Source organism: Pontibacter sp. MBLB2868 (genome assembly GCF_051904785.1).
Taxonomy (GTDB): Bacteria; Bacteroidota; Bacteroidia; order Cytophagales; family Hymenobacteraceae; genus Pontibacter.
Genome location: NZ_CP196710.1, coordinates 2396037 through 2419984, shown reverse-complemented (window position 1 = coordinate 2419984; position 23948 = coordinate 2396037). Strand labels below are relative to the sequence as shown.

15 protein-coding genes are annotated in these 23948 nt (G+C 46.9%); 6 read left to right on the top strand and 9 right to left on the bottom strand.

The features are described 5' to 3' along the window. Positions 1–1845: a malto-oligosyltrehalose trehalohydrolase gene (treZ, locus tag ACSX1A_RS10260; protein ID WP_439879562.1), complete on the bottom strand. Its 1845-nt coding sequence runs from the start codon at positions 1843–1845 to the stop codon at positions 1–3. Positions 1846–2058: 213 nt separating this feature from the next. Between treZ and ACSX1A_RS10255 the strand changes: the two genes are divergently transcribed. The 3 genes from ACSX1A_RS10255 to glgB are packed head-to-tail and all read left to right on the top strand — an operon-like array spanning position 2059 to position 9819. Next, the gene (locus tag ACSX1A_RS10255; protein WP_439879561.1) at positions 2059–4080 is read left to right on the top strand and encodes an alpha-1,4-glucan--maltose-1-phosphate maltosyltransferase; all 2022 of its coding nucleotides are present in this window, start codon (positions 2059–2061) and stop codon (positions 4078–4080) included. A gap of 23 nt (positions 4081–4103) precedes the next feature. Beyond that, complete coding sequence (gene treS / locus ACSX1A_RS10250; RefSeq protein ID WP_439879560.1) at positions 4104–7445, top strand: maltose alpha-D-glucosyltransferase; 3342 nt, start codon at positions 4104–4106, stop codon at positions 7443–7445. Further along, the gene (glgB, locus tag ACSX1A_RS10245; RefSeq protein WP_439879559.1) at positions 7438–9819 is read left to right on the top strand and encodes a 1,4-alpha-glucan branching protein GlgB; all 2382 of its coding nucleotides are present in this window, start codon (positions 7438–7440) and stop codon (positions 9817–9819) included. The genes treS and glgB overlap by 8 nt, the downstream gene beginning before the upstream one ends. A 103-nt stretch (positions 9820–9922) precedes the next feature. Here the strand turns inward: glgB and ACSX1A_RS10240 are convergent, their stop codons facing one another. Both ACSX1A_RS10240 and ACSX1A_RS10235 read right to left on the bottom strand, forming a co-directional pair. Further along, positions 9923–10522: a DUF2179 domain-containing protein gene (locus tag ACSX1A_RS10240; RefSeq protein WP_439879558.1), complete on the bottom strand. Its 600-nt coding sequence runs from the start codon at positions 10520–10522 to the stop codon at positions 9923–9925. Between the two features lie 41 nt (positions 10523–10563). Further along, positions 10564–11652 (bottom strand): mechanosensitive ion channel family protein, encoded by a 1089-nt coding sequence (locus tag ACSX1A_RS10235; RefSeq protein WP_439879557.1) that lies wholly within the window; start codon positions 11650–11652, stop codon positions 10564–10566. A 304-nt stretch (positions 11653–11956) separates the two neighbouring features. Between ACSX1A_RS10235 and ACSX1A_RS10230 the strand changes: the two genes are divergently transcribed. Next, positions 11957–14176, top strand: a complete 2220-nt coding sequence (locus ACSX1A_RS10230; RefSeq protein WP_439879556.1) for a bifunctional alpha,alpha-trehalose-phosphate synthase (UDP-forming)/trehalose-phosphatase — start codon at positions 11957–11959, stop codon at positions 14174–14176. A 76-nt stretch (positions 14177–14252) separates the two neighbouring features. On the opposite strand, the gene xseB is transcribed toward ACSX1A_RS10230, so the two are convergent. From xseB to ACSX1A_RS10215, 3 genes are all read right to left on the bottom strand, one after another. After that, positions 14253–14522 (bottom strand): exodeoxyribonuclease VII small subunit, encoded by a 270-nt coding sequence (gene xseB / locus ACSX1A_RS10225; RefSeq protein ID WP_439879555.1) that lies wholly within the window; start codon positions 14520–14522, stop codon positions 14253–14255. Further along, entirely contained in the window at positions 14515–16074 is a 1560-nt protein-coding gene (xseA, locus tag ACSX1A_RS10220; protein WP_439879554.1) for an exodeoxyribonuclease VII large subunit, read from the bottom strand. The genes xseB and xseA overlap by 8 nt, the downstream gene beginning before the upstream one ends. A 154-nt stretch (positions 16075–16228) precedes the next feature. After that, complete coding sequence (locus ACSX1A_RS10215) at positions 16229–17710, bottom strand: helix-turn-helix domain-containing protein (protein ID WP_439883530.1); 1482 nt, start codon at positions 17708–17710, stop codon at positions 16229–16231. 158 nt (positions 17711–17868) lie between these two features. Between ACSX1A_RS10215 and aceB the strand changes: the two genes are divergently transcribed. After that, positions 17869–19467, top strand: coding sequence for a malate synthase A (aceB, locus tag ACSX1A_RS10210; RefSeq protein WP_439883529.1), 1599 nt, complete (start codon positions 17869–17871; stop codon positions 19465–19467). A 55-nt stretch (positions 19468–19522) separates the two neighbouring features. Further along, positions 19523–20803, top strand: a complete 1281-nt coding sequence (aceA, locus tag ACSX1A_RS10205) for an isocitrate lyase (protein WP_439883528.1) — start codon at positions 19523–19525, stop codon at positions 20801–20803. Between the two features lie 108 nt (positions 20804–20911). Here aceA and ACSX1A_RS10200 read toward each other — a convergent pair whose 3' ends face one another. From ACSX1A_RS10200 to ACSX1A_RS10190, 3 genes are all read right to left on the bottom strand, one after another. Continuing rightward, positions 20912–21961 carry a CNNM domain-containing protein gene (locus ACSX1A_RS10200; protein WP_439883527.1) on the bottom strand — a complete coding sequence of 350 codons (1050 nt, stop codon included), beginning with the start codon at positions 21959–21961 and terminating at the stop codon, positions 20912–20914. Positions 21962–22031: 70 nt separating this feature from the next. Continuing rightward, positions 22032–22427, bottom strand: coding sequence for a hypothetical protein (locus ACSX1A_RS10195; protein ID WP_439883526.1), 396 nt, complete (start codon positions 22425–22427; stop codon positions 22032–22034). Positions 22428–22516: 89 nt separating this feature from the next. After that, positions 22517–23947, bottom strand: coding sequence for an aldehyde dehydrogenase (locus ACSX1A_RS10190; RefSeq protein WP_439883525.1), 1431 nt, complete (start codon positions 23945–23947; stop codon positions 22517–22519). Position 23948: the final 1 nt, after the last annotated feature.

Below are 23948 nucleotides of genomic sequence, written 5' to 3'. Positions count from 1 at the left end.
TTATTTTACTTGTTCAAGTAGTATGACAGATGCTGCAGGCAGCGTAATTTTTTCTCCATTTGCTACTTCCTGAGTTATGTCTGCGCCTGGCCCTCCCCAGGTGCTATCAGCAGAATGAAGTATGGTTTTCCAGCTCTCCACATCCGAAGTGTGCTTCAGGCTTATGGTAGTAGGCTGCATGTTCATGTTAAACAAACAATAGAGATAAGGCTGTTGGGTTTTGTGGAGCAGGTGCAGTACTTTATCACTGTCCTTCATGTGTGCCTCCACCTTCGTTTTATCGGGTTTAACTAGTGCAGCAGAGGATTTGCGCAGGTGTATCAACCGTTTATAAAATTCACGCAGGCGTAACTGCTGCTCATCAGAAGTATAGCCCCGTTGCAGTTTAGACTGCATGAAAGTGTCCTCGCTTTGCGGGTCCGGTGCTTCTCCCTGCCAGGCAAATGATGAGAACTCTTCTCTGCGGCCTTTGCGAACAGCTTGTATCAGGTCTTTGTCGCTGTGGCTAACAAAGTATAGGAATGGATTTCTCTCCCCATACTCTTCTCCCATAAACAGCATGGGCAGGTAGGGCGAAAGCAGAACAAGCCCGGCCACTACCTTCAGCATCTCAAAATCCACTAGCTGTGACAACCGTTCGCCGAGCATCCGGTTGCCTACCTGGTCATGATTTTGAGAGCACACCACAAATTGCTGTGCCGCGTTATCCTCTGCAGAACTTCCGAACGTGCGTTTACGGTGCTCTGAATATAGCCCATCGTACACGAAAACCTTCGTCATTACCTTTGCCAGCTGCTCAGTGGTGCCAAAACCTGCATAGTAACCGTTTTGCTCTCCTGTAACCATGGCATGGATCACATGATGAAAGTCATCATTCCATTGGGCCTCCAGTCCGTAGCCCCCTTTTTCAGAAGGATTGATCAGCCGTACATCGTTCAGGTCGCTTTCTGCGATAAGTATAAAAGGTCGCCCTTCCTGCGCTTCCAGCTGTTTTGTATGCTCCTGTAACTCTTCCAGAAAATGCCTGGCGCTCATATCAAAAATGGCATGTACAGCATCCAACCGCAGTGCATCTATATGATAATCCCGAAACCACATCTGGGCATTCTGGAAGAAAAAGTTACGAACAGCATCAGCGTGATTCTCATCAAAATTAAGGGCATCGCCCCAGGGAGTATGATACTTACCCGTAAAGTAAGGGCCAAAGTCGCGCAGGTAATTACCCTCAGGCCCAAAGTGGTTATACACCACATCGAGCACCACTGCAAGGCCCTGCTGGTGACATGCATTTACCAGTTTTTTTAGTGCATCAGGCCCGCCGTAAGAATTCTGAACTGCAAAAGGATAAACACCATCATAGCCCCAGTTTCGGTTACCGGGAAATTGCGCCACTGGCATTAGTTCGATGGCCGTAACCCCGAGGTTCTTTAGCTCCGCCAGTTTTTCAGTAACTCCCTCAAATGTACCTTCGTCTGTAAAAGTGCCTACATGTAACTCATAAATAATGTATTGCTCCAGCGGTATACCTTTCCATTTACTATCTGTCCAGTTAAAGCTGGTATGGTCTACAACGGCAGAAGCCTTATGAACGCCATCCGGTTGATAATGTGATGCCGGGTCCGGGCGTTCTTCTTTTCCATCCAGCACATAGCTATAACGTGAACCAGGGCTGGCATTTTCAGCTAAGGCAGTCCAGTAACCGAAGTCCTCCCGCTGCAGGGATAACTTTTGGGAAAGTGGAGCATGCAGCTTTACTTCCACATCACTTGCCTCTGGGGCCCACACCGTAAAAACAGTGCCTTTTTCTGGATTAAATTTCGCTCCGATCTCTCTTAATATGGACATAAAATCACGTGTTTTCACAGCTCGTATTAACTGGGTTACAGGGTAATTGGTTGTAGATTTTTAGTGAAATGAGGATATATGAGAGCGCACAGGTTTTTATGTTACGATACTGTTATAGCCCTGGTAATGCTGCATAATGATAGTAATAGAATATTGTCCGAAACATATTTTTAGAACAACAGTACCTATCTAATTCAAAGCAAAACATATTGCATGGAAGGATTAGAAGGAACCAAACGAGTTGTAATAGAAAGTGTAAAACCCCAAATCAACTGCGGAAAGTATCCGGCTAAACGCGTAGTGGGAGAAGAGCTCACGGTAACAGCCGATGTATTCGGCGATGGCCATGACGAGGTGAAGGCAGCCCTGCTTTATCGGCATGAGCGCAAAAAGAAGTGGGAAGAAGTGCCCATGCGGTTTCTGGGCAACGACAGATGGGAAGCATCTTTTGCTCCGGAGTCCATGGGGAGATATGAGTACACAATTCAGGGATGGGTAGACCATTTTTACACCTGGCAAAAGGGCCTGAAAAAGAAATTCGAAGCAAACCAGGATGTGACCGTGGAGCTTCAGATAGGGGCGCAGCAGTTAGATCGTGCAGCCGCAACCTCGAAGCCCGGGCAGCAAAAGCGATTGCGAAAGTGGGCTGAAGAGCTTCAGAATGCTACTTCGGCTGCCGATGGCGTGGCGCTTGCTACAAGCCCGGAGGTAAGTGAGCTGATGCATGCCTGTTGCGAACGCCAGAACGTAACCACCTATGATAAACTATTGCCACTGGATGTAGAGCGTCAGAAAGCGCTTTTCAGTACCTGGTACGAGTTTTTCCCAAGGTCGGCGGCACAGGAAGCTGGTAAGCACGGCACTTTTAAAGACTGCGAACGCTTACTGCCACGCATTGCAGAAATGGGGTTTGACACTATTTACCTACCTCCTATACATCCTATAGGCCATGCCTTCAGAAAAGGAAAGAATAATTCGGTAACTTCTGAGCCCGGTGAACCCGGCTCACCCTGGGCTATAGGCAGTGAACTGGGAGGGCATGATGCCATACTTCCTGAGCTGGGCTCGTTACAGGATTTTAAAGAGTTTGTAGACCAGGCACGGGAATATGGGATAGAAGTGGCCCTGGATTTTGCCATTCAATGTTCCCCTGACCATCCGTATGTAAAAGAGCATCCGCAGTGGTTTAAGTGGCGACCAGACGGAACAGTGCAGTATGCTGAGAATCCACCAAAAAAGTATCAGGATGTTTTGCCTGTAAACTTTGAAACAGAAGACTGGCAAAACCTCTGGAAAGAGTTGCGCAGGGTATTGTTACACTGGATCGCACAGGGAGTGTATGTGTTCAGGGTAGATAATCCGCATACCAAAGCGTTCGCCTTCTGGGAGTGGGTCATTGCTGATATTCATAAAAACAATCCGCAGGTGATCTTCCTGTCTGAAGCTTTTACCCGCCCCCGTGTAATGGAGAGGCTGGCGAAGATCGGCTTTACACAGACGTATACGTACTATACATGGCGTAACTCTGCGCAGGAGCTGAGGCAATACATGGAAGAGCTCTCACAAACAGAGCTGCGGGAATACTACCGGCCTAACTTCTGGCCCAACACTCCCGATATTAACCCGGTAGCCTTGCAGGAAGGTGGCGAGGCAGCGCATATCACACGGGTTGTGATGGCAGCAACAATGTCATCGAACTACGGCCTGTACGGACCGGTTTATGAATTCGGGATTGCCACTCCCGTGCCGGGCAAAGAAGAATACCTGGACTCGGAGAAGTATGAGGTCAAACACTGGGACTGGGGTAAACTCACAAAAATACGTGAGGTGATCACACTAATAAATAAGATCAGGAAAGTAAACCCTGCCCTGCAAACCACCTGGAATATTGCCTTCGGGGAGACCGATAACTCTGCACTTCTTTGCTACACCAAATGGAGTAGCGACTTCAAGAACAAGATGCTGATGGTGATAAACCTGGACCCGCACAATACACAGGCTGGCTGGGTAAAAGTGCCGCTCTGGAAACTGAACATGAAGACCGGCGATAACTTCCTGGTGCACGACCTGCTCACCGAAAGAAAGTATACCTGGCACGACGAATGGAACTACGTAGAGCTGAGGCCGCATGAAATGCCTGTGCACGTGTTCCGGATCGAAAGCGCCAGCCCCGGCATGGGGCACGAAAATTTAGATGATAACTGGCTACCAACAGACCACCACACCAACGAATAAGCAGAACCCTTTTGACCACAATTATGGCAGACGAAAAACTCGTATTAGACGACAATATCCATTGGTATAAAGACGCCATCATTTATGAGCTGCATATCAAGGCTTTTAAAGATGGAAACGGTGATGGCATCGGCGACTTTAAAGGGCTGATGCAGAAACTTGATTACCTCGAAGATCTAGGTGTAACAGCTATATGGCTGCTGCCCTTTTATCCTTCTCCGCTGCGCGATGATGGCTACGACATTGCAGACTATTTCAGCATTAACCCGAACTACGGTAACATGCAGGATTTTAAGGTTTTTGTGCGGGAAGCGCACAAAAGAGGCCTTAAAGTTATTACTGAGTTAGTTATAAATCACACCTCCGATCAGCATCCGTGGTTTCAGCGGGCAAGAAGCGCCAAAAAAGGATCTAAATTCAGGGACTGGTATGTATGGTCTGATGATCCGACAAAGTACAAAGATGTACGCATCATTTTTACAGATACAGAGCAAAGTAACTGGAGCTGGGACCCCATTGCGCAGCAATATTACTGGCACCGCTTTTTCTCGCATCAGCCCGACCTGAACTATGATAATCCTGCGGTGCAAAAGGAGGTGTTTAAGGTGCTGGACTACTGGTTTGATTTGGGCGTGGATGGTTTTCGTCTGGATGCTGTGCCTTACCTGTTTGAGCGTGAAGGAACAAACGGAGAGAACCTTCCGGAAACCCATGACTTCCTGAAGAAGCTTCGTGCACACGTAGACAAGAAGTATACTGGCAAATTATTGCTGGCCGAGGCCAACATGTGGCCAGAGGATTCTGCCGCATACTTCGGAGATGGTGATGAGTGCCACATGAACTATCACTTCCCGATCATGCCCCGCCTGTTCATGTCGCTTAAAATGGAAGACAGGTATCCTATTATCGACATCTTTAACCAGACCCCGGCCATTCCGGAGAGCTGCCAGTGGGCAATGTTCCTGCGAAACCATGATGAACTTACACTGGAGATGGTGACGGACGAGGAGCGGGATTACATGTACAAAGTATACACTAAAGATCCGCAGGCACGGATCAATTTAGGCATCCGGCACCGGTTGGCGCCACTGCTCGGTAACGACCGTGACAAGATAGAGTTGATGAACATTCTGCTATTCTCGTTACGCGGTACGCCGGTGGTATACTATGGCGATGAGATTGGCATGGGCGATAACTATTATTTAGGCGACAGAGATGGGGTCCGTACACCGATGCAGTGGAACGATAACCGTAATGCTGGTTTCTCTGATGCCAATCCGCAGAAGTTATACCTGCCAATTATTATAGACCCGGAATATAAGTATGAGTCAGTAAACGTGGACACGCAAAACCACAACAGCAACTCATTGCTATGGTGGATGCGCCGTACCATTAACATGCGTAAGCGCTACAAAGCGTTTGGTAGGGGAACAATAAAATTCCTTTCTCCCAACAACTCTAAAGTGCTCGCTTTTATCCGTGAATACGAGGATGAAACAATCCTGGTGATAGCTAACCTGTCCCGTTTTCCTGAGGCGGTAGAGCTTGATCTGCAGGAGTATAAGGGGCATATCCCGGTGGAGGTGTTTAGTAAGAACCAGTTCCCGAGCGTTAAGGATGATGCTTATTTATTTACGGTAAGCGGACACGGTTACTACTGGATGGAGCTAAAGCCACAGGAGGCATTCCAACAGACAGATGAACAACGTACGCGACCAGCGATCAAGATAAGTTCGCTACGCCATACCCTGGACGCTAAGACGCTGAAAGACCTGGAGGGGCGGGTATTGCCGCAGTACATCAGCCAGCGCCGCTGGTTTGGTGGCAAAGCGCGTACCGTACAACGGATGCAGGTAGTGAGCAATACGCCTGTGCAACTGAGCAAACAACAGGCTGTATCTTGGCTGTTTGTGGAAGTGAGCTATAATGAAGGTTTACCGGAACTTTACCAGTTACCCGTTGCCTTTGCTACCGCCGAAGAGGAGGAAGAGCTGCGCAGCACGCACCCGAACAGCGTTATTGCGCGTGTTGCCATGGACAATGAAGAAGGGATACTTTACGATGCCCTTTACAAGGAGGAATTCAGACAGCTCCTCCTGCAGATGATCGCCAAGCGCAAGAAAGTTAAAGGGGATGATAACACGGAACTGGTAGGATACGGGGATAAGAATGTAGCTACGGAGCTGCGTAACCTCGCCGGACAATTACCTTCGAAGATATTAAGCGCAGAGCAGAGCAATACCTCCATCATTTACGATAACATTTTCTTCCTGAAAGTTTACCGTAAACTGGACAGAGCGGTTAACCCGGATGTAGAAGTGGTGCAGATGCTGACCGAGCAGGTCGGTTTTGATCATGTGCCCCGTTTCCTGGGTGCCATTGAGCAGCAGGAGCCGGGCAAATTGCCTATGGTGCTGGTGATGCTTCAGGAGCTTGTACCCAACCAGGGAGATGCCTGGAGCTACATTGGAGATTCGCTGAAGCGTATGTATGAGCGCATACTTGCCCATAACGAACGTGCTAAAATCAAGCCTCCGGTAGGTTCACTTTCCAGACCACTGGCCTTTGCAGATGTACCCGAAGAGATTCAGATGCAGTTAGGCGGCGCACATGTTGAGCGGGTTGATTTGCTTGGCCGCCGTACCGCTGAAATGCACCTGGCACTAGGTTCCATCAAAGATCACCGCGACTTTATACCAGAGGAGTTCTCACTGCATTACCAACGGTCTCTTTTCTCATCGCTAACCTCTTTGGTGCGCAGTAACTTCGATAGCCTTCGGAAGCATTTGCCAAACCTGCCGGATAGCGTGCGGGGAGAGGCACAGGAAGTACTGGAAATGCGGGAGGAAATTTTAGAGCGGCTGAAGCTGATCTTCTCAAGAAAGATAGATACGCTCAAGATCCGGACGCATGGAGACTATCACCTGGGGCAGGTACTGTTCACTGGTAAGGACTTTTACATAATTGACTTTGAAGGGGAGCCTGCGCGCTCTTTTAGTGAGCGGCGCCTGAAACGATCTGCTTTGCGCGATGTGGCGGGCATGATACGCTCCTTCCATTACGCTGCCTACAGTGCCTACTTCCAACAGGAGGGGCTTCGAAAAGATGATGCCGATTACCTGGAGGCGTGGGCCGAACAGTGGTACCACTATGCCAGCAACTTTTTTATGCATACGTACCTGGGCAAGACCATGGGTACAGGCGTAGTGCCACCAAAAGAAGAGGATTTCGAGATCCTGATCCAGACTTTTTTACTGGAGAAGGCGATCTACGAACTCGGCTATGAATTGAATAACCGTCCGGATTGGGTGCTCATCCCGATCAGAGGCATTAAATACATCATGAGGAAGTATAAGAATGGCTAAGAAAAAAGAAAGCACGACAACCGAGACTACAGACAAAACAACAGGAAAGGCAAAATCCACTGCTTCTACTGCTAAAAAAACCACGAAGGCAGCGCCTAAAGCTGCCAAAGAGGCTAAAGCAGAAGCTACGGAAAAACCAGCTGCAAAACGCGGCAGGAAAAAAGCTGCGGATAGCCCTGTTGCTGAAAAGGCAGCCAAAACATCGGTACCTGCCGACAAGTCATCGACTAGTAAAACAAAGGCTAAGTCTGACTCTTCGTCAGCTAAAGGTGCTGCTGCAAAGCCCAGGGCTGCAACCAAGAAGGCGGCATCTAAAGTGGCGTCGGATACAGCAGAAGATCTTGTTGTGCCAATTGCCCACGCCGATAATGTGCAGGAAATGATAACCATCAAGCATGGCGGTAGCAGAAAAACCAAAGTTGTGAACGTGGAAGAAGAGCAGGCACCTGTATACCATTCCGAAATGTCTGTACAGTACGGCAACCGTATCACCGAATTCGATGTGTACCTTTTTAAGGAGGGCAAGCACTCCAACCTGTACGAGAAATTAGGTTCACACCCGATGGAGCAGAACGGCCGGCAGGGAACGTATTTTGGAGTATGGGCCCCTAATGCAGACCAGGTAAGCGTGATGGGTGAGTTTAACGAATGGAGCCGTGATAGCCATCAGCTGCACGTGCGCCAGGACAGTTCCGGCATCTGGGAAGGCTTTATACCGGATGTACAGGTTGGTACGATGTACAAATACCACATCAAATCGAAATACCATTTATACCATGTAGAAAAAAGCGATCCTTTCGCCTTCTGCCGTGAGGTGCCTCCTCAAACAGCTTCTGTGGTGAGTGACATACATTATGAGTGGCACGACCAGGACTGGATTGATTACCGGAAAAGTAAGATAGGGCAGCCTCAGCCATACAGCGTTTACGAATTACACATAGGTTCCTGGCGACGCAAAGCTGAGGATAATAACCGACCGCTAACGTACCGTGAGCTGGCAGAAGAGCTACCTGATTATATTAAAGATCTTGGTTACACGCATGTAGAGCTCATGCCTGTCATGTTCCACCCTTTTAATGGTTCATGGGGTTACCAGATAACAGGCTATTTTGCACCGATCAGCACCTACGGATCTCCGCAAGACCTGATGCACCTGATAGATGTGTTGCACCAGCACGGCATTGGGGTGATCATGGACTGGGTGCCGTCACATTTCCCATCAGATGAACACGGGCTGGCATATTTTGACGGAACACATTTGTTTGAGCACGCAGACCCTCGCAAGGGTTTCCACCCGGACTGGAACAGCTATATTTTTAATTATGGACGCAACGAGGTACGCTCATTCCTGATCAGTAATGCGCTGTTCTGGCTGGATAAATACCACATTGACGGATTGCGTGTAGATGCGGTGGCATCGATGTTATACTTAGACTACAGCCGAAAAGAAGGGGAGTGGATTCCGAATGAACATGGAGGCCGGGAAAACCTGGAGGCCATCTCGTTCCTGAAAGATTTTAACGAAGCCGTTCATGATAACTTCCCTGAGATACTAACTATTGCAGAGGAATCAACTGCCTGGCCTGCAGTAACGGGATCAGTAGAGAGTGGGGGCCTTGGCTTTGACATGAAGTGGATGATGGGATGGATGCACGACACGCTGCACTACTTCTCAACAGACCCGATATACAGAAGGCATCACCAGGGAGAAATAACTTTCAGTATCATTTATGCTTTTTCAGAGCGTTTCATGCTGCCGCTCTCCCACGACGAAGTGGTGCACGGCAAAGGAGCATTGCTTCGTAAGATGCCTGGCGACGAATGGCAGCAGTTCGCAAACCTGCGCACACTTTACGCCTATATGTATGCCCACCCCGGAGCCAAGCTGATGTTTATGGGCTGTGAGTTTGGGCAAACCAGTGAATGGAATCACGACAGCAGCCTTGACTGGCATTTACTGCAGTTTGGTTACCATCAGGGGGTGCAGCAGGAGCTACGTGAGCTGAATGCGCTTTACAAATCAGAACCTGCAATGTATACACATAACTTTGATTACAAAGGCTTTGAATGGGTAGATTATAATGATGCCCATAACAGCATCATCAGCTTCATGCGCAAAGGTGATAACCCGCGTGAGGAGATCCTGGTTGTTTGTAACTTTACTCCGGTTGTGCACGAGCATTACCGCTTAGGTGTTCCGCATGAAGGGGAGTGGGTGCAGATATTTAATTCCGACGATAGCAGGTTTGGGGGCAGTAACGTGCACAACGATCAGCCTATTTTTTCTGTACCGGAGCCGTTCCATGGTCGTGAGAATTCTATCAACCTGAAAGTGCATCCTTTGGCAGTGACTTACTTTAAGCTAAGAAGCTAATAATATATAGTGTTTGAGCAGGTTTTTGTCATAACCTGCCTGAAACAAAAAAGCCGTAGTAAGTAGTTACTGCGGCTTTTTTGCTTTCTGGTTGAAAGGGGTATCATTTGCCTTTCCTGAGTGGGAAAAGCCTTCGGAAATCAATGCGTCGTGCTGTATCATCTTTAGCAAGTTCAAAATCAGATACAGAGCGTACGTCTTCTACTGAATAAAAAGCCTGCGGATTATAATCTCGTATAATATCAATCACTTTATTTAACTTCTTACGCTTTACGATCAGGAAGAGCAGGTTTACTTTGCCCCGCGTACCCCGGGCATCAATACAGGTAAGGCGATAGCCATGGCCTGTCAGGCGATCAATCAATTTATCGGCGGGCTCTACAGTGATCACACGAACCACCATCTGGCCTAAGGCTAACTTTTGCTCTACGCGCAGGCCTAAGAAGTTGCCGGTTGCAAAACCCGTGGCCCAGGCTAAATAGGAGGCCACATTGTTTAAGTTCTCCATCACCTGTGTGATGGCTACCAACCAAATCAGCACTTCCAGGAAACCCAGGAGCGGAGCGATAAACTTATCTCCTTTTGAGATAAAAACAATACGGAGCGTGCCGAGGGTAACATCGCAGATACGTGCGAAAAATATTAGAAGAGGTATAATAACCCATTCCACTATATCAGGATCTAAGCCTTGAAAATAATTCATTTACTTGGTATAAGTGAGGGTGTTATGAAATAGTAAGTCGATTAAAGTTGTTTAATGTTTCCAAAGTCGTTGCTGCCTAGCAGTTCAGCTCTTTCTTTTGGTAAAGCATTGGGGTAATGTTGCTGAATGAATTGCACAAGTTTCTCTCTTACCAGGCACTTTAGGTCCCAGGCAAGTGACGAGCTGCTGGCACTCATCAGGGCACGCAACTGTAGTGTTTTTTCTGTCGAGTCTGTTACCTGTAGCACAGAAACCTGCTTATCCCATAATTCTGTACCAGCCAGTATTACCTCAAATTGTTTTCTAAGCTCATCAACCGGAATAGTGTAATCTGTGTACAGGTATACCGTTGCCAGGATGTTTGAGCCGGTGCGGGTCCAGTTCTGGAAAGGTTTTTCGATAAAATAATTCAGAGGCAGGATCAGTCGGCGGTTGTCCCATAGCTTTAGTACAACATATGTTAAGGTGATCTCTTCCACACGCCCAAACTCCCCTTCTACAACCAGTACGTCATCAAGCCGGATGGGCTGAGTAAATGCTAACTGCAACCCTGCCAGTAGGTTGGCAATGGATTTTTGCGCTGCAAGACCAATAACAATACCTGCCACGCCGGCAGATGTTAACAATCCTGTGCCCAGCTTTCTAACGGCATCAAAACTCAACAGGATCATGGATAGCGCTATAAAAATGATCAGTATAATGGCTATCCGCCTGATAAACTGTAGCTGGGTATATAGCTTCCTCTCCCGGTAATTATCAGCTTTGCCGATCTGGTACTTCTTACGTACCACATCGCGCGCTACGTTTGTGAGCTTAATGAGTATCCAGGCAAAAGCAATAATGTTAAGGACTTCTGTTACTCTTTTAAACAGATAGACGGTTTCATCTGAATAAGGCAGGGCAGGTATGGCAAAGGAGACAAACAACAGCGGCACAAACAAAGAGAAAGGCTGACTAAGGTGCTGCGTGAGCGAGCGTACCAGGAAAGGATTATCACGTTTATTATAGACCTCCAGGAGTTTGAAGGCAATAAATTTTACAAGAAAACCAATTACAACAGCTGCTACGATAATGACTATCCCAAGGGCAAAATCATCAAGCTGATAGATAAAGTCGGTGGTTCTGTTCATTATTTGGTTCTATTTTGTGTAAGCGGCAACTGTTCTTGAAACACTTTTGTACGCTTTGCCTTGAAAGTACTACGTAATGGATGTTGAGGTTCTGTATTAAATTAAACTTATATTATACGTTGGGAGGAAAATATTAATAGCAAAATATATATATAGATAAAACGTGTCTTAAAACTATCCGTAAGAGTAAAAAGGTCGATGTACATAATAAAAACTACAGTTTAACTGAATTGCAGGCTATACTTTTATGGTAAGAAGGCACCCGTCTTACCTTTATATGATGCTTGTAAAAAGACTTTTCTAAATGGCAAAACTGATCATTGTATCAAACAGATTACCAGTAAAACTCCAGGAAAAGGAGGGCGAATTATTATTTAAAGCAAGCGAAGGTGGTTTAGCAACCGGCCTGGGGTCCATTTACAAGGAAGGCGATAATGTCTGGATCGGGTGGCCAGGTTTAGTAGTGGAGGAGGCTGAAAAGCAGCAGAAGGTTGTGGAAGACCTTAAGAAAGAAAGTATGCAGCCTGTTTTTCTTACTGAAACCGAAATAAAGGAGTTTTATGAAGGATTCAGCAATGAAACTTTATGGCCTACTTTCCACTATTTCAGCCAGTACGCTGTTTATGATCAAAAACTTTGGGAAACCTATGTAGAGGTGAACCAAAAATTTTGTGAGGCAGTGGTAGCGCAGGCCGAACCAGACGATACTATCTGGGTGCACGATTACCAGTTACTCCTGCTTCCTTCTCTGCTACGTGAGAAACTCCCGGACTGTACCATCGGCTTCTTTCAGCACATCCCGTTTCCATCTTACGAAGTTTTCCGCCTGCTGCCCTGGCGCAAGGAGCTGTTGGAAGGTATGCTGGGCTCAGACCTGGTAGGCTTTCATACCTATGACGATATGCGTCACTTCCTGAGCTCTGTAAACCGCATTTTGGGGTATGGTAGCATGCACGGTTGGATAAACCTTAACTCGCGCTCTCTTTTGGTAGACTCTTTCCCGATGGGAATCGACTATGATAAGTATTCCGGTATTGCTGATACAGAAGAGGTAGCAAGAAGAGCGCAGATTTATCGGAATAACCTTGTTGCTGAAAAAGTAATTATTTCAATTGACAGGCTGGATTACTCAAAAGGTATCCCGAAGCGATTAGAAGCTTTGGAAAAATTCCTGGAGAAATACCCTGAGTTCCATGGTAAAGTAACGCTGGTGATGCTGGTGGTGCCAAGCCGTGATGAAGTTGAAAAGTATAAGGAGTTGAAGGAAGAGGTGGATGAAATGGTAGGCCGTATCAACGGTAAATACAGCGACATCAACTGGAACCCGATTCAGTACTTCTACCGCTCTTACCCGCTAGAGACCCTTTCTGCACTTTATGTGATGGCAGACGTTGCTTTGGTTACTCCTATGCGCGATGGTATGAACCTGGTTTGTAAAGAATATGTGGCTAGCAGAAAAGACCAGACCGGAGTGCTGATACTTAGTGAGATGGCAGGGGCTTCTAAAGAATTGTCAGATGCTATTCTCATTAACCCGAACGATATTAACCAGATGGTAGAATCCTTGTATAAGGCGCTTACGATGCCTGTGGAGGAACAGAAGGTGCATATGAAGAGCATGCAGGATACCATCAAACGCTATAATATCCATCATTGGGTAAGTATGTTCATGGACAGGCTGTCTTACGTCAAGATCAAGCAGCTGTCTATGGCAACCAGTTACCTCGATCAGGCTACTTTCCAGGAACTTACCCACTCTTACGAATCTGCAAGTTCACGTCTCTTCTTCCTGGAGTATGATGGTGCCTTGGTAGATTATACGAACAAGCCACTCATGGCAAGGCCAAGCGATGATCTGATAGATCTGCTGCAGCGCCTGAGCAGCAACCCTAAAAACAAAGTGGTGGTTGTTAGCAGTCGTGAGAAAGATAATATGGAAGACTGGCTTGGCCACCTTAACATTGATATTATTGCCGAACATGGCGTCTGGATCAAACAAAAAAGTACCGGATGGCAAACAGTTCTCAGCCTCATGGACGACTGGAAGAATGACATACGCCTGATACTGGAACTGTATGTAGACCGTACGCCGGGTTCATTTATAGAGGAGAAAGACTACTCTTTAGTATGGCATTACCGCAAGGTGGAAACAGGCCTGGGAGATTTGCGTGCACGCGAATTAGTTAACCACCTGAACTTCCTGGCCTCGAACAGCAACTTACAGGTGCTGGATGGCCAAATGGCAGTGGAGGTAAAGGCACAGGAGATAAACAAAGGAAAGGCAACCAGTTACTGGCTTAGCAAGTATCCGCACAAGTTTGTGTTAGCTATTGGCGATGACTGGGGAGATGAAGATATTTTTAAAGCCATGCCACGCACGGCCTATACCGTGAAAATCGGTAACGGACAGTCAGTAGCCAAATATCATTTGGATACCTGCCAGGAAGCACGGTGGATGCTTTCCAAGTTGTTGCAGCACTCCAGTGCCGAACAAGCAACCGGCGGGGCTATGATGACGGGTTAAAGATTGATTAATAAAAGCAACAAAGCCATCCTGAAATTCTCAGGATGGCTTTGTTGCTTTTAAATAAAGGTACCTGCTAAAACAACGTGTTTCCGTTTGGAGTTGCTTTGCTATCTGAAGCCCTGGATTTAGCTGGTTCCTCACAATTTTCTTCATTAAACACCTGGTCAATTGCTTTCTCAGCCTTGCGCAGCTTTTGCTTACAAAGCTTAATTAGCTCAGAGGAACGCTGTACTTTCTGCGTTAGTTCATCCACATCAACTGCATCGTTCTCAATGGCGCGCAATATTTCCTCCAGCTCCTGTGTAGCCTCCCGATAGGTCATTTCGTTCAGATCCTTATTCATTCTTATCAACATTTACGATCATACTATGAAGCGTACCGTCCTTCATCCTGGTTTCCAGTACGTCACCATTCTTTATATCTTTCGTGCTTTTTATAATTCTGCCGTTCAACAAAGTTAACGTATAACCGCGTAAAAGTAGTTTTTCGGGGTTATTAGCTTCTATACTCATTTCCAGTAACCGCAGGCGGTGGTTTTCGTGCTGCAGTTTTTTCTGGGTATTATACTCCAGCTTGTCGCTGTTTTTGGTAAAGCTTACCTGTCTTTGCTGCAGTTTGCTTTTTGCCTCTGTTTCCAGGCAGTGCACCAGGGTGTTCAGGTCATGTTCCTTCATGTGCAGGTAACGCTGACTTTTGCCCTCCACACATACCGAGAGTTCCTGCAGGTACTTTTCGTGCTGGTAGAGCATCGCTTTGGTTTCAGAGTCAATGTCCTTCTCCAGGTTGCTCACCGCATGCCGCTGTGCCTCCAGGTATGATTTAGGCTTAAGCAATAACCCGCGGGAGAGTTGCTCAAGCTTGTCTTTATTTGTTTGTAACAGCTGTTTAGAAGTGTTATTGTATCGAAGGCTTAGTCGCTCTAGTTTGTCAGATGTTATCTTTAGTTGTTGCGCAGAGAACATCCGGATACTGTCAAAAATGCCTTCGGCCAGTTCCTCAGCTTCCCGGAACCTGTCGATCAGGAATCCAGCCACAGCAGTTGGTGTTTTAAGGCGTGTGTTAGCCACCAGATCGGCTATACTTTCATCACGTTCGTGCCCAATGCCAGTTATCACAGGCAATGGTGAATGCCCGATGGCAGCGGCAATCTTGTAATCATCAAAGCAACTGAGGTCAGTTTGAGAGCCTCCGCCTCTTATAAGCACGATAGCATCAAATTGGTCCCAGTATTTTGCAGCTTTCGCCATGGCCGCAGCCACAGAAGCAGGAGATTCATTTCCTTGTACTACTGCCGGGAACAGCGTTGTTTCAAACGTATAGCTATAGCTGTTATGCTGCAGCTGATGTATAAAATCCTGGTACCCTGCCGCTGTTGCCGAGGAGATAACGGCCAGCCTTTGCGGCACAAGAGGCAGCTGCAGCGCTTTGTTTGCTTCCAGCAAACCCTCCGCTTCAAGGCGCTTTAGGGTTTCCTGGCGCTGCCTTGCCAGATCGCCGATGGTGTAGTTGGGGTCAATGTTAGAGATATCCAGGCTTAAGCCATAGAGTTCATGAAAGCGTACAGTGGCCTGTAGCAATACTTTTAAACCGGCTTTCAGGGGCTGCCCTGTTTTTTCTTCAAAGTACCGGCCCAGCATCTGGTAACGAGTTCCCCAGATGGTAGCCCTTGCCTGTGCCAGCATTTGCCGGGCATCATCACCTTTATCTACCAGTGTCAGGTAGCAGTGCCCTTTGCGCCGGTCAACGTTTACCTGTGCCACCTCCGCCACCACCCAGTAACTTTCCGGAAAAGCCACTTCCAGCTCCTCACGAATCTGCTGGTGCAGTTCGTAAAGCGAGAGCGGAGCATGCTGCTCTTCAAATGAAATGGACTGGCGTAAATAGATCTGGGACATATTACAACTAACTCTTCTCCTGCAATGCCGGCAGAACACCGGCTCCTACATAACGAAGATAGGATTTTTTTAATTATCAGGCTAAAACGATCGCGAGGATATTTTTGATTTTACTGCATCAAAACCCGACAAGCAATTATAATGTACCGGAATCTTATTCAGTCCTGCGTTTTATTGTTTCAATAGCCTCCATAACCTGCTCCTGCCAAAGTTGTTTTTCAAGTATGACAGGCGGTGCGGCGCGTTCAAGGCAATTTATGGCTGGGCAGCGCTCGCAGGTCTCATTCACTTCACGTGTAAGTATGGCAGGGTCGTTCAGGAAATTAACTTTGTTTCTCAGATTTTCATTGATAAGCAGGCCAATACTGATAGTGCCATGGCGATTCTCGGCTGGCTGCGCGAGAGCCAGTACCAGGTACTCATTTTCAGAATTGATGTAAGAAGATCGCTGAATACCAACCAGGGTTTCACCGGAATGTGCCTCTCGCTCCACCTTGTCAAACAGCGTCAGCGATATCCAGCGGCGGCAGTAATGTTCATTCAGAAAAGAGGCATGTGGGTTGTGCAAACCTGACAGGTGCAGCTCTTTGGTTAAGAAAAAGCTATCGGTTTCAGGTGTGTGGTGGAAACGCAGAAAGAACAACTGCTTAATGCCGAAGAACCTGGGGAGGAGTGATGTGAGGCGCTGCAGCAGTGTTTCAGGAGAGGTCTGGTACTTATCCATGAGCTGCAGCAAGAGTTCTGGCCTCCACCTGGGCTGAGAAAAGAACTGCTGCACATCTTCTACCAACCTGTCCTGGTTAAGCAGCAGGGCACCGGCAAAATAAGATGCTTTAAAGTTGTTTAACACCTCTTCAAACGAACCTACCTTAACCCAGGTAGAAGTATATGGCCGCTCTGTGAGCTGTAAATACTGGAAGCCCAGCTCACGGGCCAAAGCAAATGTTTTTTGTTGCAGGGTAAGGGCAGGGTTCAGCAGCAGTTGAGAATCCTGGCCAGGTATAAAAACAGACCGGAGGTTAACTAGCTCCGGGCAAGTTGAAAAAGTTTCTGTTTGAGTTTTTATGTTAAATTGCTCAAGCAGTATAGCTGCCAGGTTATCAAAACTAGGGATACCCTCTGCATCAAGCTGAAACTGTTCTGAAAATCGTTCTGCCTCCAGTTCTATCTCATCAAAATAATTGTCGTGCAACTCCTGGTAGGATCGAAGCGCGGAGAAATAGAACTGCTCCACACGCAGATCAAAAGCCCTCGCAATTTCAAGAAGCGTGTTTACAAAAGCACTTAACTTTGTAGGTGCCGTGGCAAACAGGTCCAGTACCCGGCTCATATCCAGGCCAAAATGCTCCAGCGGCAACTCCGACAGAATATTTGACTGCAATAATTCCCCAACAGGTTGCAGGCGCTTGTTTAGTTTAAGGGAAACCAGGTAATCATAGCTTACACCCAGAGCATCGGCAATAACGGCGGTTTTACTTGGCTTAGGGTGCTTTTTACCTTTCTCAATCTCATTAAGGTACGAAACAGATATGCCGGTAGCTGTGGCCAAATCAGTAAGCGACATGCCTTTATCGCTCCGCAACTGCTTCACTTTCAAACCAAATATCATTCTGATGACGTCTTCCTGCAGTTTCATAATATCTCAGATCTTTAATTATCATCTAAATAAGAGAATTTTGCGATAATCTCCTAAAAAACGTAAAAATTTATTTAGCGAAAATTCGCCAAAAATAAAAAGTTCGCGTATTGATAAGTAAAATAGCAAGAATTTCCACCACTAACCATGTAAGTATCATGATTTTAGAAAACACGACCGAAGTAAAAGCAAAAGAACTTGAGGGGGTTGATGCAGTATTAACACCTGCAGCACTTGAATTTATTGAAATGCTGCATCTTAAGTTTAACAAGAGGAGAGAAGAGCTGCTGGATTTACGAAAGGAGCGTCAGCTTAAAATTGATGAGGGAGAAAAACTCAGTTTTTTGCCAGAGACTAAGGCCATTCGGGAAGGAAGTTGGAAAGTTGGGAGTATACCTGATGACCTGCAAAACAGGAGGGTGGAAATAACCGGGCCCGTGGACCGGAAAATGGTGATCAATGCGCTGAACTCTGGTGCCAGTGTTTTTATGGCAGATTTCGAGGATGCCAACTCCCCAACCTGGGAAAATGTGGTGCAGGGGCAGATCAACCTCCGGGATGCTATCAGACGTGACATAGACTTTACAGTGCACAACGGCAAAATATACCGGCTCAATGAGGAGGTGGCAGTGCTGAAGGTGCGGCCAAGGGGCTGGCATTTAGTAGAGAAACACCTGACAGTAGGCGGAAATCCCATTTCTGCCTCACTCTTCGACTTTGGATTATTCTTTTTCCATAATGCTGAAGAGTTGCTGGCGCGGGGTACAGGACCATATTTTTACCTGCCTAAACTGGAAAATCACCTGGAGGCAAGGTTGTGGAACGATGTGTTTATTGCAGCACAGGAGGCCTTAGGCCTTCCGGTAGGTACTATAAAAGTGACAGTACTTATCGAGACAATAACAGCTGCCTTTGAGATGGATGAGATTTTATATGAATTGCGTGACCACATAGTGGGGCTGAATGCAGGGCGCTGGGACTACATCTTTAGCGCTATCAAAAAATTCAGAAGACATGAAGAGGTCTTATTTCCGGATAGAACAGACGTGACCATGCAAGTGCCATTTATGAAAGCTTATACAGACTTACTGGTACAAACCTGCCATAAGCGTGGGGCACATGCCATGGGTGGTATGGCTGCTTTCATTCCAAGTCGTCGTGACCCGATCGTTAATGAAAACGCTTTCAAAAAAGTAAAGGCTGATAAGGCTTTTGAAGCTAAAAACGGTTTTGATGGAACGTGGGTCGCACACCCTGACCTGGTGCAGGTGGCCCGTGAGGAATTTGATAAGGTTTTAGGTGATAAGCCGCATCAGAAAGAGGTGCTCCGGGAGGATGTGTATGTAAAGGCGCAGGACCTGACGGACTTTACGATCAAAGATTGCAAGATCACCGAAGCAGGCCTGCGATTGAATATAAACGTGGGCATCATGTACATTGGCAATTGGTTGTGCGGCACTGGTGCGGCAGCCATTCACAACTTGATGGAAGATGCTGCAACCGCCGAAATATCAAGAGCACAGGTGTGGCAGTGGCTCCACCATCCAAATACCAAAACCAACGATGGCAGGGAGATTACCGAAGAGCGGGTTCTGCAATTGATAAAGGAGGAGACAGAAGGTATTAAGGAGGAAATAGGACTGGCAATGTTCAAAAACTGCCACTTCGAGAGAGCTTCACACCTCTTCTCAGAATTGGTTCTATCTAAGTGTTTTGTAGAATTTCTGACTGTACCAGCTTACAAATACATAGACTAATGCATGTCGCACTTTTCATTAATTAAATCATTCATCACCTATAAATTAAACCGCCATGACAAAGAAAGATAGAATAGAGCAAATAGAGAGAGATTGGATAGAGAACCCACGCTGGGCCGGAATCACGAGACCATACAGTGCCGAAGAGGTTGTTAAACTTCAGGGATCGGTACAGATTGCTTATACGTTGGCAAAGAACGGAGCAGAAAAACTGTGGCGCTTGCTGCACTCAGAGCCTTACGTAGCCGGTTTGGGGGCCCTTACAGGCAACCAGGCAGTGCAGGAGGTGCAGGCCGGTTTGAATGCAATTTACCTGAGTGGCTGGCAGGTTGCCGCTGACGCAAACTTAGCCGGCCAGATGTATCCGGACCAGAGCTTGTATCCTGCAGATTCAGTGCCGAATGTGGTAAAGAAAATTAACAACTCTCTGCTACGGGCCGACCAGATACAAAGCGTAAACGGAGAAGGTGAAACTGATTTTATGGTACCTATTGTAGCGGATGCTGAGGCTGGTTTTGGCGGAAACCTAAACGCTTTTGAATTAATGAAGATGATGATTGAGGCCGGTGCTGCAGGCGTGCATTTCGAGGATCAGCTGTCTTCTGCTAAAAAGTGCGGCCACCTGGGGGGCAAGGTTCTGGTGCCAACACAAGAAGCTATTAATAAACTTGTTGCTGCCCGACTGGCTACTGACGTTATGGGTGTGCCTACCTTGCTGGTTGCCCGAACCGATGCAGACGCAGCCAACCTGATCACAAGTGATATTGACCCCCGGGACCATAGCTTTATACTTGATGAGCCGCGAACCAGCGAAGGCTTTTACCACGTGCGCAATGGCATAGCGCAAGGCATTGCCCGTGGTCTGGCTTATGCACCGTACGCTGATCTTATCTGGATGGAAACATCGCACCCGGACCTGGAGCAGGCACGAGAGTTTGCTGAGGCAATTCACCGTGAATTTCCCGGAAAGCTGTTGGCGTATAACTGTTCTCCTTCTTTTAACTGGGCTGCAAAGCTGAGTGTGAAAGAGATGGAAAGCTTCCGGGAACAGCTGGCAGAAATGGGTTACAAGTTCCAGTTTATTACGCTTGCCGGGTTCCATGCCCTGAACACAAGTATGTTTGAATTAGCAAAAGCCTATAAGCACCGTGGTATGGCAGGATATTCTGAGTTGCAGCAGCGTGAGTTTGCCCTGGCTAAGGATGGCTTTAAAGCTGTGAAGCACCAGTCGTTTGTAGGCACGGGGTATTTTGATGCTGTGCAGAATACGGTAACAGCAGGTATGGCCTCTACTGCTGCATTGGCAGGCTCAACTGAGGAAGAGCAGTTTAAATAAGCAGCACATGTAACAGCATAAAAGCCCCGGGGCAACATTTGTTGCTCCGGGGCTTTTATGCTGTTACATGTTTTCAGAAGTAGTAGGGCAGCAGTTTCAGTATTTAGATCATTCTGGTTTAAAGCCCATACGTTTGGCCCGCTTCTCCCAGTTATTCCTTGCCCATGTCTGCAGGTCTGCAATCTGGTCCAGCTCATCAATTATTTCCATCCCCAGCAGTGTCTCGATAATATCTTCCATTGAGATAAGCCCTGCAGTGCCTCCATACTCGTCAACAACTAATGCGATCTGGTCCTGCTTGTCAAGCAACCGGTTAAATAAGGAAGGGATTGGCATATGCTCGGTGACAACCTGTATGTCGCGTGAAATAGATTTTAATGGCGTACTACCTTCATTATTGATCAATTTATACATGACTTCATCTTTAAGCACATAGCCGGTGATGTCATCAAGACTTTTTTTGTAGACTGGTATCCGGGAAAACCGCAGATCCGGAAACCCTTTGAAAAAGTCGAGAATGGTCATGTCTTCCTGTGCGCTAACGATCACTGTTCTTGGCGTCATGATGTGGCGTACCATGATCTTGTTGAAGCGAAGTATGTTTTGTATGATCTGCGACTCGCCCTTTTTAAATATACCTTCTTTAACCCCCATTTCTGCCATCGCCGTGAAATCGGCGCGGCTAAGTACGCTTCGCCCTTTTTCAGCTTTGAGACGCCTGGTAATAAACTGAGATAGCACGATAAAAGGGTAAAGAGGGGAGTAGATCATCAGTTTAAGGGCGCGAACGGTGAATGGTGTCAGCTGCTTCCAGTAATTCGCGCCAAGTGTTTTAGGGATGATCTCGGTGAGTATCAGAATTGCAACAGTCAGAACAATGGATACGACTGTAAGCGATTCTTCTCCCCAGATGATCTGTGCCTGAGCGCCAACTCCGGCCGCTCCGACAGTGTGTGCGAAAGTATTTAAAGTTAATATGGCGGCCAGAGGCCTGTCAATGTTTTCTTTGAAATGCTGCAGATCTTTGCCAAGAGAAGGATTCTCCTTTCCAATAATAGTGGCATGAGAAGGAGTAATGCTGAGTAAAGACGCTTCGAGAAGAGAACAAAGAAATGAAAAGAATAAGGCGATACAAAGGTATAGAAGCAGTAAGCCCATTTAAATCTGTTTGTGTAAGGCAAGTGTAGTGTCTGTTGATAAAAGCTGAAAAGTGGGAGAGTCACCAGTTTTAGTGCACGATCCTTAAAATCGGTTCGTTAAGCTCCTGGTGTGTTTCCAGATCGGTAGTAAAATAGCCGATCATACTTGGCCCATAGCCCAGGTTAACCTCAATAAACTTATTTTGCTCCGGTAGCATATTTATAAGTTCTTTTTTCTTTTCATTATATCGCTGTAGCAGCTCTTCCAGCATCTGCTCCTTATTACCCAGGTCACTCTCCTGTGGTTGCGCACTTTCAGCAGGCGACTCCTTGTGGTCTGTGTCATCGGAGGCAGCCATTTTAGTTTGCTGGTTTATTATTTTCACCTCCAGCAGCGTTATCTCCCGCTCAATCTCTAAGTATTCTTTTACCTTTTGCTCTAAGGGTACTAATGATTCGTCAAGATAAGCAGTGAGATTTTCCATAGCTTTTTTTAAGTTCAGTAAGATGTAGGCATGTATACGCAGCAAGTGCTTATTTATTTACCTGCGGTCCATATCCGGCAGGTATTTTCTCAAAGCCACTGGAAAAACTTCTGAAGCATGGAGAGCCTGTTGCCATAAGGGGGGTAGCGAAGCGGGAGGTCAAGCCAAGTACCTCGTTTCAGGATGCTCTTTTGATGCGAGAACAGGTTAAAACTGGTTTGCCCATGGTAGCTGCCCATGCCACTGCTGCCAACACCTCCGAACGGTAGGTTAGGGTTAGCCAAATGTGAGAGGGTGTCGTTTATACAACCGCCACCAAAAGGTATACTATCAAGCACAAGGTTTTGCTTGCTTTTAGAGGAGGAGAACACATACAATGCCAAAGGGCGTTCGCGTTTATTCACCGTTTGTATAGCCTCCTGTAGGTTGCGAAAGGTGAGTACAGGAAGTATAGGGCCAAAGATCTCTTCCTGCATTACCGGCTGCTGCCAAGTCACCTGGTCCATTACAGTAGGCGCAATGTACAGGTCGTGCTCATCGGTTTCGCCCCCTGCCCGGATATTTCCGTCATTCAGGTAGCTTTTTAGCCTGTTGAAGTGGTCTTTATTTACAATGCGGGCAAAATCAGGGCTTTCGGCAGGAAAATCACCGTAAAATGTTTTAATGGTCTGTGCCAGTAGCTGTACAAATTCCTCTTTTACCTGCTCCTGTACCAGAACATAGTCGGGGGCTACACAGGTCTGCCCGGCATTTACAAATTTACCCCATGTAATGCGTCGTGCAGCAAGCTCCAGGTCTGCATCTTCAGTTACAATAGCAGGGCTTTTTCCTCCCAATTCCAGGGTAACCGGGGTAAGTGTTTCAGCAGCAGCTTTCATAATGATTTTTCCAACTTTTGTGCTGCCCGTAAAAAAGATATAATCGAAATGTTGCTCTAATAAGTGCTGCGTAGTGGGCACGCCGCCCTGTACTACAGCAATGTGTTCCTCTGCAAAGTTTTCCTGTACAAGGTCTGCAATTACTGCAGATATGTGTGGCGTTAGTTCCGATGGTTTTAGTAGGGCACAATTGCCTGCTGCCACCGCTCCGATCAGTGGTGCCATCATCAGCTGAAAAGGGTAGTTCCAGGGTGCGATGAGGAGGGTGAGTCCGTATGGCTCGGGAAGAATATAGCTTTTGCCCGGGAAATTAAGGAGTGTCTCTTTTACTCCTTTTGGCTTAGCCCATTTATCAAGATTACGCAGGGTATGCTTCAGTTCCAGATCTATAAATCCGATCTCCGTTGCAAAAGACTCGAAAGGAGGTTTACGGAAATCGGCGTAAAGAGCCTCCGTAATTTGCTGCTCTTTCTGCCTGACAGCCTGCAGAAGTTTATTCAGCTGTTGTTTTCTAAACTCCAGATCGAGGGTACCCTGCCTGTTAAAGAACTCCCGTTGCTTTTGCACCAACTGCTGTATGTGTACCCGCGATGTTTCGGCAGGGGGTATGATTGCACGTGAGATTTGTGTGGAAGTGGCCATA